This window comes from Chelativorans xinjiangensis, from assembly GCF_009812055.1.
Classification (GTDB): Bacteria; Pseudomonadota; Alphaproteobacteria; order Rhizobiales; family Rhizobiaceae; genus Chelativorans; species Chelativorans xinjiangense.
In genome coordinates, this window is the sequence record NZ_WQNH01000021.1 from 58,292 (window position 1) to 72,778 (window position 14,487).

Annotated in this window: 13 protein-coding genes and 1 other RNA gene; 4 read left to right on the forward strand and 10 right to left on the reverse strand. The window is 64.6% G+C overall.

Going from position 1 to position 14,487, the window contains the following annotated elements; all coding sequences use genetic code 11:
• Positions 1-13 precede the first annotated feature (13 nt).
• The 8 genes from GM910_RS14490 to GM910_RS14525 all read right to left on the reverse strand — a co-directional run bounded on the left by GM910_RS14490 (position 14) and on the right by GM910_RS14525 (position 9,455).
• Positions 14-1,642 carry an ABC transporter ATP-binding protein gene (locus GM910_RS14490; protein ID WP_159588381.1) on the reverse strand — a complete coding sequence of 543 codons (1,629 nt, stop codon included), beginning with the start codon at positions 1,640-1,642 and terminating at the stop codon, positions 14-16.
• Positions 1,639-2,046, reverse strand: coding sequence for a type II toxin-antitoxin system VapC family toxin (locus tag GM910_RS14495; RefSeq protein ID WP_201285507.1), 408 nt, complete (start codon positions 2,044-2,046; stop codon positions 1,639-1,641). Before GM910_RS14495 ends, GM910_RS14490 begins: the two co-directional genes overlap by 4 nt.
• Positions 2,028-2,276, reverse strand: a complete 249-nt coding sequence (locus GM910_RS14500) for a type II toxin-antitoxin system VapB family antitoxin (protein WP_159588383.1) — start codon at positions 2,274-2,276, stop codon at positions 2,028-2,030. Before GM910_RS14500 ends, GM910_RS14495 begins: the two co-directional genes overlap by 19 nt.
• Before the next feature lie 49 nt (positions 2,277-2,325).
• Complete coding sequence (locus GM910_RS14505; protein WP_159588384.1) at positions 2,326-3,477, reverse strand: ABC transporter permease; 1,152 nt, start codon at positions 3,475-3,477, stop codon at positions 2,326-2,328.
• Positions 3,478-4,584, reverse strand: coding sequence for a microcin C ABC transporter permease YejB (locus GM910_RS14510; RefSeq protein WP_159588386.1), 1,107 nt, complete (start codon positions 4,582-4,584; stop codon positions 3,478-3,480). It lies immediately after the preceding gene.
• Positions 4,585-4,635: 51 nt separating this feature from the next.
• Positions 4,636-6,510: an ABC transporter substrate-binding protein gene (locus GM910_RS14515; protein ID WP_159588387.1), complete on the reverse strand. Its 1,875-nt coding sequence runs from the start codon at positions 6,508-6,510 to the stop codon at positions 4,636-4,638.
• A gap of 5 nt (positions 6,511-6,515) precedes the next feature.
• Entirely contained in the window at positions 6,516-8,372 is a 1,857-nt protein-coding gene (locus GM910_RS14520; RefSeq protein WP_425482685.1) for an extracellular solute-binding protein, read from the reverse strand.
• A 288-nt stretch (positions 8,373-8,660) separates the two neighbouring features.
• Positions 8,661-9,455 carry a c-type cytochrome gene (locus GM910_RS14525; RefSeq protein ID WP_159588391.1) on the reverse strand — a complete coding sequence of 265 codons (795 nt, stop codon included), beginning with the start codon at positions 9,453-9,455 and terminating at the stop codon, positions 8,661-8,663.
• 203 nt (positions 9,456-9,658) lie between these two features.
• Between GM910_RS14525 and GM910_RS14530 the strand changes: the two genes are divergently transcribed.
• Both GM910_RS14530 and GM910_RS14535 read left to right on the forward strand, forming a co-directional pair.
• Positions 9,659-10,390, forward strand: a complete 732-nt coding sequence (locus GM910_RS14530) for a 3-deoxy-manno-octulosonate cytidylyltransferase (RefSeq protein WP_159588393.1) — start codon at positions 9,659-9,661, stop codon at positions 10,388-10,390.
• Between the two features lie 13 nt (positions 10,391-10,403).
• Entirely contained in the window at positions 10,404-11,276 is an 873-nt protein-coding gene (locus GM910_RS14535; protein WP_159588395.1) for a prephenate dehydratase, read from the forward strand.
• Between the two features lie 172 nt (positions 11,277-11,448).
• Here the strand turns inward: GM910_RS14535 and nudC are convergent, their stop codons facing one another.
• Together nudC and GM910_RS14545 are read right to left on the reverse strand one after the other, a co-directional pair.
• Positions 11,449-12,387: an NAD(+) diphosphatase gene (gene nudC, locus GM910_RS14540; protein ID WP_159588397.1), complete on the reverse strand. Its 939-nt coding sequence runs from the start codon at positions 12,385-12,387 to the stop codon at positions 11,449-11,451.
• 35 nt (positions 12,388-12,422) lie between these two features.
• Positions 12,423-12,860, reverse strand: coding sequence for an HIT family protein (locus GM910_RS14545; protein ID WP_159588399.1), 438 nt, complete (start codon positions 12,858-12,860; stop codon positions 12,423-12,425).
• 115 nt (positions 12,861-12,975) lie between these two features.
• On the opposite strand from GM910_RS14545, the gene ffs reads away from it, so the two are divergent.
• Both ffs and GM910_RS14555 read left to right on the forward strand, forming a co-directional pair.
• Positions 12,976-13,073, forward strand: an RNA gene (ffs, locus tag GM910_RS14550) — signal recognition particle sRNA small type.
• Between the two features lie 114 nt (positions 13,074-13,187).
• The coding region (locus GM910_RS14555) for a DNA polymerase III subunit gamma/tau (RefSeq protein ID WP_159588401.1) at positions 13,188-14,487 on the forward strand (1,300 nt) is incomplete at its 3' end.

The window sequence follows — 14,487 nt, forward strand, 5'->3', positions numbered from 1 at the left end:
GACATCCTCCCGGCTATTCGCTCACCACGCCGCCGGGTGTGGCCGCGATCTCGAAGGCGGCGGCGATCAGGGCCTTGGTATAGTCCGTCTTCGGCGCATGGAAGATCTGATCCGCGGTACCCGCCTCCACCACCTTGCCGCCGCGCATCACGATCACCTCGTTGGCGAGCGCCCGCACCACCTTGAGGTCGTGGCTGATGAAGAGGTAGGCGAGGTCGTGCCGCTTCTGCAGGTCGCGAAGCAAGTCCACCACCTGCGCCTGCACGCTCATGTCGAGCGCCGAGGTCGGCTCGTCCAGCATCACGAAGCGGGGCTTGAGGACCATCGCCCGGGCGATGGCGATCCTCTGCCGCTGGCCGCCGGAGAACTCGTGCGGGTAGCGGAACCGCGCTTCCGGATCGAGCCCTACCTCCTGGAGCACCTCCACCACCATACGCTCCCGCTCCTCGGGCGAAAGCTGCCGCTCGTGAATCCGCAACCCTTCCTGAATGATCTCGGAAACCGACATGCGTGGGCTCAAGCTGCCGTAAGGGTCCTGAAAAACGATCTGCATCTTGTGCCTGAGGGGCCGCATCTCGCGAAACGACCTTTTGTCGATGCGTTCGCCGGAGAAACGGATTTCCCCATCCGAGGAAATCATGCGCGAGAGCGCCAGTCCCAGCGTCGTCTTGCCCGATCCGGACTCCCCCACCACGCCCAGCGTCTGCCCTGCCCGCACGGTCACGTCGACGCCGTCGACGCCCTTCACATGGTCGACCGTACGCCTGAGGAGGCCTTTCTTGATCGGGAACCACACCTTGATGCCGTCGCCCTGGACCACCTTCTCGGCTGAAAGGTCCGCCTGGGGAGGCTCTCCCTTTGGCTCGGCAGCCAGAAGATGGCGCGTATAGGCGTGCTGCGGATTGGAGAAGATCTCCTCCGTCGGCCCGCTCTCGACGATCTTGCCGCCGGTCATGACGCACACGCGGTCCGCCACCTTACGCACGATGCCGAGGTCGTGGGTGATGAACAGCATCGACATGTCGTTGTCGCGCCGGAGCTTCGCCAGGAGCTCCAGGATCTGTGCCTGGACGGTGACGTCGAGCGCCGTCGTCGGCTCGTCGGCGATCAGGAGGTCCGGTTCGTTGGCGAGCGCCATGGCGATCATCACGCGCTGGCGCTGGCCGCCGGAGAGCTGGTGAGGGAAGGCGTCGAGCCGCTTCTCCGGCTCTTGGATGCCCACTTGGCGGAGCAGTTCCAGCGTCCGTTCGGTCGCCTGCCTGTCGCCCATGCCGCGATGCAGCTTCAGGATCTCGCCGATCTGCTTCTCGATCGTGTGCAGCGGGTTGAGCGAGGTCATCGGCTCCTGGAAGATCATGGTGATCTCGTTGCCGCGCACCCGGCGCAGTTCCGCCTCGTCGCCGGCCAGAAGGTCGCGCCCGCCATAAAGAATTTCGCCCGAGGGGTGGCTGGCGGCCGGATAGGGGAGGAGCTTCAGCACCGAAAGGGCGGTGACGGACTTGCCCGACCCGGACTCGCCCACCAGCGCCACCGTCTCGCCGCGGCCGATGTCGAAGGACACCCGGTCGACGGCGAGCGTCTCCTCCTCGCCCTGGGCGAAGGCGACGGACAGATCGCGGATGGAGAGGAGGGGGGAGGTCAAAGGGCGGGCTCCACGTCCGTATGCGAGAAATCATTGCCCTTGAACAGCAGCGACTCGCCCCGCGCTTTCGCGAGCGCATAGGCGAAGAAGTCGCCGAGATTGAGCTTCGCCTTGTGATTGCCTTTGCCGTATTTGCGATAGGCCTCGCGGGCGAGGAGGGCTTGCTCGGGGGTCAGGTCGGCGATCTCGACGTTCATTCGATGCAATATTTCGTCCAGCTTCTGCGAAGCCTCGGGCATATCGCCCCGGTCGACGCGAAGAGCGACTTCGAGATAGTTGACGGGCGAAAGCGAGGCCCTCTCCTTCGCTTCCGCCAAAAGGTCGGCAAAGCGACCCTCTTCAGGCTCCTTGAGCAGGATGGCCAGGATTGCCGAGGCGTCGACGATCACTTGGGCAGGCCCCATTCGTCATAAAGATCGGAATGGTCGCTGGTTACGCCGGGCGGCGGCGGGGGAAGAGAATCGAGTATTTCCCTAATCCGCCGCTTTCGTTCCGCGACATCCCGCTCCCGATGCAGCCGAGCCAATTCAGCTTCAAGCGCCCTCTCGACCGCTGCGGTCATGCTCTGACCCGTTTCCTTCGCAAGCTGTCGCGCCAGATGCTGGACCTTTTCGCTCTTGATGTTCATACCCATTGGAGCCTCCAAGGTAGAAAATGCCCCACTTTATACCATGGCCGCTGCTTCATTTGAACGTCTTCCGCGGATCGAACGCATCGCGCACCGCCTCGCCGATGAAGATCAGAAGCGACAGCATGATGGAGAGGCTGAAGAAGCCGGCGATGCCGAGCCAGGGCGAATCGAGGTTGCGCTGGCCCTGGCGCAGGAGTTCGCCGAGCGACGGCGAACCAGGCGGCAGGCCGAAGCCGAGGAAATCGAGCGAGGTGAGCGTGGTGATCGAGCCGTTGAGGATGAACGGCAGGAAGGTGAGTGTCGCCACCATGGCGTTGGGGAGCAGGTGGCGGAACATGATGGTGCGGTTGGGCACGCCCAGCGCGCGGGCGGCACTCACATATTCGAAATTGCGGGCGCGCAGGAATTCCGCCCGCACCACGCCGACGAAAGCCACCCAGGAGAACAGGAGCATGATGCCGAGCAGGATCCAGAAGCCTGGCGGGAGCACGGCGGCGATGATGAGGATAAGGTAGAGAACCGGGATGGACGACCAGATCTCGATGAAGCGCTGGAAGAGAAGGTCGGTCCAGCCGCCGAAATAACCCTGTACGGCGCCGGCGGATACGCCGATCACGGCGGAAGCGGCCGTCAGCACGAGGCCGAAGAGCACAGAGATGCGGAAACCGTAGATGACGCGCGCAAGGACGTCGCGCGCCTGGTCGTCGGTTCCCAGCCAGTTCCAGTTGCCGACGGTGCAGCGGGGACCGTCGACGCCGAGCTCGTAGCGTTGGCAACGCTCTTCCTTCGTATAGAGCCAGGACGGCTTCGCCGGTGCGGCTTCAGGGATTTCGCTGTTCACCGTGCGGTAGGAATAGCGGACGGGGGGCCAGAGCATCCAACCGTTGGCCTTGATCTCCTCCTGGATGAAGGGGTCGCGGTAGTCCGTGACGGCAAGGAAGCCGCCGAACATCTCCTCCGGATAGTCGACCAGCACCGGATAAAGGATCTCGCCCTTGTAGGAGGCGAGGATCGGCTTGTCGTTGGCGATGAACTCCGCGAACAGCGACAGGACGAAGAGCACGAGGAATATCCACAGCGACCAGTAGCCGCGCCTGTTGGCCTTGAAGCTCTGCCAGCGCCGCTGGTTGATGGGCGAGAGCCAGGGGCGCGCGGCGCGCTGCCGCACGCGCTCCACCTGTGTCTTCGACTGCACGTCCGACATCTACACGTCCCTCCGCTCGAAATCGATGCGCGGATCGATGAGCGTGTAGGTGATGTCGGAGATGAGGCTGATGATGAGGCCCATGAGCGAGAAGATGTAGAGCGTGGCGAAAACCACCGGATAATCCCGGTCGATGACCGAGCGGAAGCCCAGGAGCCCCAGCCCGTCGAGCGAAAAGATGCTCTCGATCAGGAGCGCACCTGTGAAGAAGGAGGAAATGAAGGCGCCGGGAAAGCCGGCGACGATGATGAGCATGGCGTTGCGGAAGACGTGGCCGTAGAGCACCTGCCGCTCGCCGAGCCCCTTTGCCCGCGCGGTGATGACGTATTGCTTGCGGATCTCGTCGAGGAAGGAGTTCTTGGTGAGAAGCGTGGTAGTGGCGAAGGCCGACAGCACAAGCGCGGTCAGCGGCAGGGCGAGGTGCCAGAAATAGTCGAGGATCCGCGCCGGCCAGGAAAGCTCGGCCCAGTTGTCCGACGTCAGCCCGCGCAGCGGGAACCAGTCGAAAAAAGAGCCGCCGGCGAACAGCACCATCAGCATGATGGCGAAAAGGAAGCTGGGGATGGCATAGGCGACGATCACCACGCCGCTGGTCCACATGTCGAAGGTGGAGCCGTCCTTCACCGCCTTGCGAATGCCGAGCGGGATGGAGATGCCGTAGGAAATGAGGGTGATCCAGATGCCGAGCGAGATGGAGACGGGCATCTTCTCGATGATGAGGTCGACCACCGAGATGTCGCGGAAATAGCTCTCGCCGAAATCGAAGCGGATATAGTTCGACAGCATGAGGAAGAAGCGCTCGTGCGCCGGCTTGTCGAAGCCGAACTGCCGCTCCAGTTGGGCGATGAACTCCGGATCCAGCCCCTGCGCGCCGCGATAGCGGGAGGTCGCTTCACCGCCGGAGGCCTCGAAATTCTGCCCGCCGAGATCCGAACCGCCGCCCGCGCCCAGCCGCGCGTCGGCGCCGCCGCCCTGGCCCGTCACCTGGGCGATGATCTGCTCGATCGGCCCGCCCGGCGCGAACTGCACGACGATGAAGGAGATGGCCATGATGCCGAACAGCGTCGGGATCATGAGAGCCAAGCGGCGAAGAATGTAGGCGCCCATCAGGCGGTTGCCTCGCGTGAAGTGTTTTTCGGGATGCTTGTCACGCCGCCGCTATGCTTTGCCAATCGCCTTTGCCTTTTCCTCGTCGTACCACCACAGCGCCTCCACCGGGAAGAAGTAATCGGGCTTCGGCTCCTTGAAGCCGAACATGTCCCAGTAGGCGACCCTGTGATGTGGCGAATACCAGTTGGGAATCCAGTCGCGCCTGGCGCGAAGAACCCGGTCGAGGGCCCGCACGGTGACGATCAGCTCATCGCGACTTGCCGCGCGACCCGCAAGCTCCACCAGGTGGTCGACAGCGAGGTCGGCCGTTCCCGGGAGATTGCGGGAACCATCGACCTTCGCCGCCTTGGAGTGGAAGGCAAGCTCCAGCCCATCTCTCGTGGGGGTCGCCCCGAGCGTCATGCGAAAGCCCACCATGTCGAAATCGAAGCTCGCCAGCCGCGCCTGGTACTGGGCGGCATCGAGCATGCGAATCGAGGCATCGATCCCGATGGCGCGTAGATTTTCGATGAAAGGCGTCGTCACCTGCACGAACACCTGGTCCCTGACCATGTACTCGACCGTGAGCCGCTCACCGTCCTCGTTTTGCAGGAACTGCCCCTGCGGACGCCAGCCCGCCTCCGTGAGAAGGCGACGCGCCTCGGACAAGAGCTTGCGGTCCCGGCCCGAGCCGTCGGAAACAGGCGGTATCACAGCTTCGCCGAGCGCGGCTTCGGGAATCTGGCCGCGAAACTGTTCAAGCAGAGCGAGCTCTTCGGGCGATGGTGCGCCAACGGCCTTGAAATCCGTGTTCTCGAATGGCGATACGCTGCGCTTGTAGAGGCCGTAAAAGAAGTTCCGGTTCGTCCACTCGAAATCGAAACACAGCTCGATGGCCTCGCGCACACGCGGGCCGCGAAAGCGCGCGCGCCGCTGGTTGAGTGCCCAACCCTGCATGTCGGCGACGCGCTCTTCCGGAAACTCCCGCTTGACCACTTTTCCACTGCGCAAGGCGGGAAAGTCGTAGCCGGTGGCCCAGAGGCGTGAGGTGAACTCCTCGCGCCAGAACACTTCGCCTTTCTTGAAGGCTTCGAAGGCCGCATTGCGGTCGCGGAAGAAGTCGATGCGGATGCGGTCGAAAAGATAGAGGCCGCGGCGCACCGGGAGGTCCTGCGCCCAATAGTCCTCCACGCGGTCGTACTCGACATAGCGGTCGGCTGAAAAGCGGCCTACCGTATAGGGGCCGGAGGCCAGCAGCGGCTCCAGCTTCGAGCTGTCGAAAGCCTTGCCTTCAAGGGATGCCTTGGAAAAAACGGGATACCACACGACGTCGAGGATCGTCCGATCGGACTGCTCGCCCGAAAAGGCGAGGCGGAACTCGTGCCGCCCCAGCGCCTCCGCCGCGACCATCTCAGCGAGCGGCAGGGCGAGCTGCGGATGCCCCTTTTTCTTCAACAGGTTGTAGCTGAACGCCACGTCCTCCGCCGTGAGTGGCGAGCCGTCATGGAATCGCGCCTCCGGGCGAAGCTTGAAGGTGAAGCTGTTGCGATCCGCCGAAAGCGTGATGCTTTCGGCAAGGATCCCGTAGAGAGCGTCCGGCTCGTCCCAGGCACTCACCATCAGTGTGTCGAAGCACATCTCCATACGCGGAGGGGCGTCGCCCGTAAGCACGAAGCTGTTCAGCGTGTTGAAGGTCAGCACATTCTGATTGAAGTACCAGTAGCCGGGTTGAAAATTGAACGTGCCGCCTGTGGGCGCTTCGGGGCTCGCGTAGTCGAAATGCGGGAAGTCTGGCGGGTATTTGAGCTCGCCGAAGGCCGACAGTCCGTGGAGCGGCACCTCCGTCGCCGTCAGCGCGAAAGCCGGGCGGCCAAGGAGCGGTGCAGCGATCGCCGCGCCCGTGAACTTCAGGAATTGGCGACGCGAAGACCTGGGGAAATGCATGTGCGTCAGTTCTGGCTCCTGTACTTGGCGGCCAGCGCTCTCTCTCGCTCCGGATCGATCCACCAGGAATCAATGTCCACGCCGATATAGTCCGGCTGCTCCTCGGGAATGCCGAACTTGTTCCAGTAGGCGAAGCGCATGGTCGGCTGGTAATATTGCGGCACCATGTAGTAGTTCCACAGAAGCACCCGGTCGAGCGCCCGCGTGAGTGCCACCAGCTCCTCACGATCCTCGGCGTATATGATCTTGTCGACCAGCGCGTCGACCACCGGGTCCTTGATGCCGCCCATATTGCGCGAGCCGGGAATGTCGGCTGCCTCGGAGCTCCAATAGTCGCGCTGTTCGTTGCCAGGCGAGTTGGTCTGGGCGAAGCGGCCGGTCGTCGCGTCGAAATCGAAGTTCTGGAGGCGCTGGATATATTGCGAGGTGTCGACGATGCGCAAGGTGGCGGCGATGCCGATCTTCCGCAGATTGGGGATGATGCCGCTGGTGATGATCTCGGCGGTGGGCGAGCCGCCGAGGAACTCGATCGTGAACTGCCGGCCCGTCTCCTTGTTCACCATGCGGCCGTCGCGGATCTCCCATCCCGCTTCGCCGAACAGGCGGACGGCCTCGCGCAGATACTCACGTTCCGTCCGCGGGGTGTAGACCGGCAGCTTGAACTCCTCGGTGAAGAGCTCGGGCGGAAGGGCTTCGCGGAACTCCTCCAGGATTTCCAGCTCACGGCCCTCGGGCAGGCCCGTCGCCGCCAGCTCCGACTTTTCGAAGTAGCTGCTGAAGCGCTTGTTGAGGCCGAAGAAATGCGTGCGGTTCTGCTCCTCGAAATTGTAGGCGAGCGTCAGCGCCTCACGCACCCGCCGGTCCTGGAAGCGGGGTTCGCGCATATTGAAGACGAAGGCCTGCATGGCCTCGATGCTGGAACTTTCGAACTCGCGCTTGACGACATCTCCGGCTTCGACCGCCGGGAAATCGTAGTTCTGCACCCAGCGCCGCGTGCTGACCTCGCGGCGGATGTCCTCGGTGCCCCCCTTCTGGAAGGCCAGGAACTCGGCGTTGTCGTCCTGGAAGTAGGTGTAGCGTTGCAGGTCGAAATTGTTGCGGCCGATACTGACCGGCAGGTCGGCGCCCCAATAGTCCTCCACTCGCTCCCAGACGATCTCGGAGCCTGGGTCGAAGCTCTTGATGCGGTAGGGGCCGCTGCCGAGCGGCGGCTCCAGCGTCGGCTCTCTGATATTGCGCTGTCTGCCCCTGGCGTCGGTGCCCTCCCACCAATGCTTCGGCAGCACCGGCAGGTCGCCCATGATGTGCGGCAGCTCGCGGTTGCCGGCCTGGTCGAAGCGGAACTCCACCTCGTGATCCGAAAGCGCCACCGCCTCGGTGACGTTGGCGAAGTAGCGGTTGTGCTGGGGGCTGATATCCTTCAAGACGTCGAGCGACCAGACGACATCCTCGGCGGTGATGGGTTCGCCGTCATGCCAGTGCGCATCCGGGTCCAGGCGATAGGTGGCGGAGGAATAGTCTTCGGGATATTTGAAGGCTTCGGCGATCAGCGGATGGCTGGTAGAGGGCTCGTCCGGGGATTGCTGCATCAGCGTTTCCCAGAGGATGCCACCGAAAAAGGTGAGCCCCGCGGTCGGCGTGCCGCGCACGATGAACGGGTTGAAGCTGTCGAAGGTGCCGAAGACGGCGGAATTCAACGTCCCGCCCTTCGGTGCATCCGGGTTCACGTAGTCGTAGCGTTCGAAAGGTTTGGTTTCGACCTCCGGATCGATGAGCGACGAGGATGTGCGCCATTCCTGCGCGCCGGCCGAAACGCTTGCGATCAGAAGCGCGGCCGTCACGCCGGCCAGCAGACCTGCCACCTTCCTGCCGCCCCTCGTCGATCCGTGCAACGCCTGCATCCTCGCTCGCCTCCGCTTGGCTGCCCTTTTTCTCGAAACTAATTCATCCGGCGCCGAAGGCAAATGGGACCGGGCCGAATAGGCGCGGAAATCAAAAAGCCGGCACGAAGCCGGCTTTTTCATGATCGGGAACCGCGGCGATGCTCAGTAGATCATTTCACCGTTTCACGGAAACGATGAAATGATCTAACCTTTTGATTTTACGCAATTCCGGACGGAAAACCGGTTCCCACTTTTCCTGGAATTGCTCTAATCGGCGGCGGCCGGCTGCTCCTCTTCGGCAGGCGCGGCGGCCTCGCCGCCATTGGCGCCTTCTTCCGTCCCGGTCTCCTGCTGCTCCGCGGGGGCCTCTTCGACGCCGCCCTCCATGGGAGCCGCCTGTGCGCCGCCCTGGGCGGGTGCCTCCTGTGCGCCGGTCTCCGCGGGTGCAGCCTGCCCGTCGTCGGTCGCCTGCGCGTCGCCCCCGGCCTCTCCTTCGCCTTCGGCCGGGGCTTCGGGAAGGGGTGCCGGATCGTTGGAAAGCGTGCGCAGATAGGCGATGACGCTGGCACGGTCGTCCACGTTCTTCAGCCCGGCAAAGGCCATCGCCGTCCCCGACACCGCGCCCTTTGGATTGGTCAGGAAGTGGTCCAGATTCTCATAGTTCCAGACGGTCTCGCCGCCCTGCGAATACTCTTGCATACCCGCGGAATAGCTGAAGCCGTCATGGCTGGCGACCGGCCGGCCGACGACACCCCAAAGGTTCGGCCCGACCTTGTTGGGCCCACCCTCCTCCGCCGTGTGGCAGGCCTGGCATCGCTTGAACACGCCCTCGCCGGCGGAAGGATCGGCATCCGCGAGAAGCGGCAGCACCGATTCGGGCGCTTGCTTGCCGCCGTTGCCTCCCTCGCCCTCACCCTCGCCCTCGGGCACGACGATGGCGTAGCCGGGCGTCTCCGGTGCGGGAGAATGAAAGATGGCGTCGGAAAGCAGATTGACGGAGAAAACGACGAAAACGACGCCGAGAAGCGCACCGATGATCTTGTTGAGTTCGAACGAGTCCATTCGCCCAGGGGCTCCCTTTATCCGGACGCCCGCGGCGAGGCGGCGTCGTCTGCACCGCTCCCGTGTCCCCCGCGTTCGGCCGTTGCCGGTAAAATCGCGCGGAAACTAGGTCTTTTGCTTCAGCGTTGCAACACATATAAGGCTGTCGCGAGTGAGACGTTTTGCCACTTTCCTTCAAGCCCGCGAGACCGGCCCATCCTTCCATGACAGTGATCGTTCTTATCCCCGCCCGCATGGCATCGACGCGGCTGCCCGGAAAGCCGCTGGCCGATATCGCCGGAAAACCGATGATCGCCCAGGTGGCGGCAAGGGCGCTGGAGAGCGGCGTCGGACGCGTGGTGGTGGCGACGGACACGCCGGAAATCGTCGCAGCCCTTAAGGCCGAAGGCGTCGAGGCGGTGCTGACCCACGGCGACCACCAGTCGGGCTCCGACCGCATCTTCGAGGCACTCGGCATCGTCGATCCCGACCATGAGGCGGAGATCGTCGTCAATCTCCAAGGCGACCTGCCGACGATCCCCCCCGCCGACATCCACGCCGTCCTGCGCCCGCTGGAAAACGGCGCCGTCGACATTGGCACGCTGGGCGTGGAAATTGTGGACGAAGAAGAAAAGACCGCCCCGAGCGTGGTGAAGATCGTCGGCACGCCGCTCGATGCCGCGTCCTCGCGGCTGCGCGCCCTTTATTTCACACGCGCCACCGCTCCGTGGGGCGAAGGCCCGCTTTACCATCACGTCGGGATCTATGCCTACCGCCGCGCAGCGCTCGAGCGTTTCGTCGCGCTCGGGCCCTCGACGCTGGAGATGCGCGAGCGCCTGGAGCAGTTGCGTGCGCTGGAGGCGGGCATGCGCATCGATGCCGAGATCGTGCGCTCGGTGCCGCTCGGCGTCGACACGCAGGCGGACCTGGAGCGCGCCAGGGAGATTTTGACATAAGGGCGGGTGTGAGATGAGGCCGAGCACGACCAACAGAATCGCTTTCCAAGGGGAGCCGGGGGCCAATTCCGACACGGCGTGCCGCAACATGTTCCCCGACATGGAGCCGCTGCCCTCTGCCACCTTCGAGGACGCGTTCAACGCGGTGGAGACCGGCAAGGCCGATCTCGCCATGATCCCCATCGAGAACACCATCGCCGGCCGCGTGGCCGACATCCACCACCTCTTGCCGCAATCCAAGCTCTTCATCGTCGGCGAGTATTTCCTGCCCATCCGCTTCCAGCTCATGGTGCTGCCGGGCGTGGAGCAATCGGAAATCAAGGCCGTCTACAGCCATATCCATGCGCTCGGCCAATGCCGCAAGATCATCCGCAAGCATCGCTGGAAGCCAATGGTGGCAGGCGACACGGCAGGTGCCGCGCGTTTCGTGGCGGAGGAGAAGGTGCGCGCCAACGCGGCCCTTGCCCCGCGCCTGGCGGCCGAGCTCTACGGGCTCGACATCCTCGCCGAGGATGTGGACGACACGGACAACAACGTCACCCGCTTCGTGGTCTTGTCGAAGGAACGGCAATGGGCGAAGCGCGCGACACCGGACCAGCCGATGATCACGACCTTCATCTTCCGCGTGCGCAACGTGCCGGCCGCGCTCTACAAGGCCATGGGCGGCTTCGCCACCAACGGCGTCAACATGACCAAACTGGAAAGCTACCAGCTCGGCGGCAAGTTCTTCTCCACGCTGTTCTACGCCGACATCGAGGGCCACCCCGAAGACCGCGGGGTGGCGCTGGCACTTGAAGAGCTCGGCTTCTTCTCACGCGAGGTGCGCATCCTCGGCGTCTACGCAGCCCATCCCTTCCGCGCCACGCAGAGCGAGGACGAAGATTAGCGGACGGGGGGGGTGCGTGCCTTCACCCTCGTGGTTCGACAAGCTCACCATGAGGGTGCATGAGGGTGAAGGCAAGGCAACGCTGGTGCAAGCCGCGACGATCGAGGAAGGGCGCAGACATGAGCCCTCACCCTGAGCCTGTCGAAGGGCGAGGGCGGAAGGCCACGCGCCCCTACTCCCGCCCCACCCAGCCGGCAATCAGATGCCTTGCGATGGCGCCTTTCGGGGGCGTCATCAGCCCCGCTTCGTGGGTGCCGGCAAGCATGCGGCTTACTTCCTCGCGCGTGAACCAGCGGCAGTCCTCCAACTCGCTCAGGTCCGGGTCCACCTTCTCGCTGACGGCCTCGGCGATGCAGCCGATCATCAGTGAATAGGGGAACGGCCAGGGCTGGCTCGCCTGGTAGGCCACGCGGCCAACGCGGATGCCCGCCTCCTCGAACGTCTCGCGCCGCACCGCGTTCTCTATGGTCTCGCCTGGCTCGATGAAACCGGCAAGGCAGGAATACATGCCGGGCGCGAAATGCGGGCTGCGGCCGAGAAGGCATTCGCTCCCCCTTACCGCCAGCATGATGGCAACGGGGTCGGTACGCGGGAAGTGCTCGCGCCCGCATGCCGCGCAGAAGCGCCGGTAGCCGCCGGCGCGCATCACGGTCTCGCCTCCGCAGCGCCCGCAGAAGCGGTGGCTCTCATGCCAGGAAAGAAGGGCGGCGCCCTGCGCCAGCGCGCCGAGGTCTTCGCCGCCGAGAAGGCCCTGGATGTAGACCGAGCGGAAGTCGATGGCCTTGAGGTTGTCGGGCAACGCCTCCTTCTCGCTGTCGTAGGGCGCCGCCAGCACCGGGCCGCGGGCCGAGCGGCCAAGCAGAACGGCCTCGCCAAAGCGCGCTTCCAGGGCGTCCGCTTCAACCAACGAGAAATAGGGGTCGAAGCCGCCGTCCGCCACCTTCAGGCACAGGCGCCCCTCCCGCACCAGCATCAGCCGGGCGACCGGATCCTTCAGGGCCTTCCCGGCGGCATCGTCGGTGCGATGTTCGGACTGCGGGTCGATGAGGTTGCCGGTGAAGGCTATTTGCGTTTCGGCCTCGGACTGCGCCTCCGGCGGAGCGAAATTCATGCGTTCCTCATCATATCGGGCCTCATCATCCCTCATCATTGTCCGGCATCGCCGCCAAGCCGGCTGCGTATCTTCTCGGCGAATTGGTGCAGGTCCTCCCGGCGGTAAGGCTCGCGCACCCCGTGCCCCCATACCGGGCCTGGCCAGCCGGGATCGCCCTCGCTGCGGGCGATCACGTGCACGTGCAGTTGGCGCACGATGTTGCCGAGCGCCGCGCAGTTGATCTTGGTGCAGCCCGTCAATTCCTTCAGCGTCTTCGACACCAGGTTGGTCTCGAAGCTCAGCATCGCCTGGTCTAGCGGGGTGAGATCGTGGATCTCCTCGATGCCCGGCCGCTGCGGGATCAGCAGGAGCCACGGCCACCGCCTGTCGTCGCGGATACGCAGGTCGCACAGACCCAGCCACACGACGGGCAGACTCTCCTCCTCCAGCCGCGCGTCGAGCGCGAATCCTCGCTTTTTGCCCGGAAGCAATGCTTTCTCCCTTGTTCTGGAATGAAGGCTAGAGTGCGTCTGGCGCCGCTGCAAGCCCTTCCTTCGATCCCGAATGCCCTTGCATTTGCCGGCGCGATTGACGATATGGGGCGCGGGAGGTTGGTGGTGGACGCGCCACTCGCCAACCGGGTCAGGTCCGGAAGGAAGCAGCCCTAACGAGCTTCGGCACGGGTCACCGTGCCAGCCTCCCACCTTTTTCCACGCTGCACCATTGACGCGGCAACGCCTCGAAGGGGAAACTCGCCGCAATCGAGCGGTGGAGATTCCCCCTTCCGCAAACGCCGACCACGGGAGCGCGACAAGCATATGAACGACGCCGGGCAGACGGACAAGGCCAAGGCCGGCGCCTACCGGGTCCTGGCGCGCAAGTATCGCCCGCGCGACTTCTCCGCTCTCATCGGCCAGGAGCCGATGGTGCGCACGCTCACCAACGCCTTCTCCGCCGGGCGCATCGCCCAGGCATGGATGCTGACAGGCGTGCGCGGAGTGGGCAAGACGACGACGGCGCGCATCCTGGCGCGCGCGCTGAACTACAAGACCGACACGGTCGACCAGCCCTCCATCGATCTTAAGACGCTGGGCGAACACTGCGAGGCCATCCTGGAAGGCCGCCATGTCGACGTGATCGAGATGGACGCCGCCTCGCATACCGGCATCGACGATATCCGCGACATCATCGAACAGGTGCGCTACGCACCGGTCTCGGCGCGCTACAAGGTCTACATCATCGACGAGGTTCACATGCTCTCCAACCAGGCCTTCAACGGCCTGTTGAAGACGCTGGAAGAGCCGCCGCCGCATGTGAAGTTCATCTTCGCCACCACCGAAATCCGCAAGGTCCCGATCACCATCCTGTCGCGCTGTCAGCGCTTCGACCTGAGGCGCATCGATGCGGCGGTGATCAAGACCGACCTTTCCCGCATCGGCGGGCTTGAGGGCGTCGAGGCGGAGGACGAGGCGCTGGCGATGATCGCCCGTGCCGCCGAAGGCTCCATGCGCGACGCGCAGTCGATCTTCGACCAGGCGATCGCGCACTCCTCCGGCAAGGTGACGACGGAGACCGTGCGCGACATGCTGGGCCTTGCCGACCGCGCCCGCGTCATCGACCTGTTCGAGCATCTGATGAAGGGCGATGTCGCCGCGGCGCTGGCCGAATTCCGCGCCCAGTACGACACCGGCGCGGACCCGGCCACGGTGCTGACGGACCTTGCCCAATTCAACCATCTGGTCACGCGGCTGCGCTTCGTGCCGGAGGCGGCGGGCGATGCCGCGCTGTCGGAGGCCGAGCGAGAGCGCGGGCTGGCGTTTTCCAAGATGCTCTCCGTGCGCGTTCTCTCGCGCGCCTGGCAGATGCTGCTCAAAGGCATCCAGGAAGTGCAGTCGTCCAACGCGCCGGTGGCGGCCGGCGAGATGGTGCTGATCCGCATCGCGCACGCCGCGGACCTGCCCACCCTCGACGAGGCCCTGAAGGCGCTGGAGGATGTGCCTGCCGGGACGGCGGGCACACGTGCGCCGTCCGGCCAGGCTGCCGCTGCCCCGGCCGCCGCACCCGCAGGCAACGGCGGCGCGCAGGCGGTCGCCTCCGCACGCATGCCGGCAGGCGGCG

Coding starts and splice junctions, on each gene's coding strand:
- GM910_RS14535 (WP_159588395.1), top strand. CDS start 10,404: ATGAGGCCGAGCACGACCAACAGAATCGCTTTCCAAGGGGAGCCGGGG.
- GM910_RS14525 (WP_159588391.1), bottom strand. CDS start 9,455: ATGGACTCGTTCGAACTCAACAAGATCATCGGTGCGCTTCTCGGCGTC.
- nudC (WP_159588397.1), bottom strand. CDS start 12,387: ATGAATTTCGCTCCGCCGGAGGCGCAGTCCGAGGCCGAAACGCAAATA.
- GM910_RS14510 (WP_159588386.1), bottom strand. CDS start 4,584: ATGGGCGCCTACATTCTTCGCCGCTTGGCTCTCATGATCCCGACGCTG.
- GM910_RS14505 (WP_159588384.1), bottom strand. CDS start 3,477: ATGTCGGACGTGCAGTCGAAGACACAGGTGGAGCGCGTGCGGCAGCGC.
- GM910_RS14515 (WP_159588387.1), bottom strand. CDS start 6,510: ATGCATTTCCCCAGGTCTTCGCGTCGCCAATTCCTGAAGTTCACGGGC.
- GM910_RS14495 (WP_201285507.1), bottom strand. CDS start 2,046: ATGGGGCCTGCCCAAGTGATCGTCGACGCCTCGGCAATCCTGGCCATC.
- GM910_RS14530 (WP_159588393.1), top strand. CDS start 9,659: ATGACAGTGATCGTTCTTATCCCCGCCCGCATGGCATCGACGCGGCTG.
- GM910_RS14500 (WP_159588383.1), bottom strand. CDS start 2,276: ATGGGTATGAACATCAAGAGCGAAAAGGTCCAGCATCTGGCGCGACAG.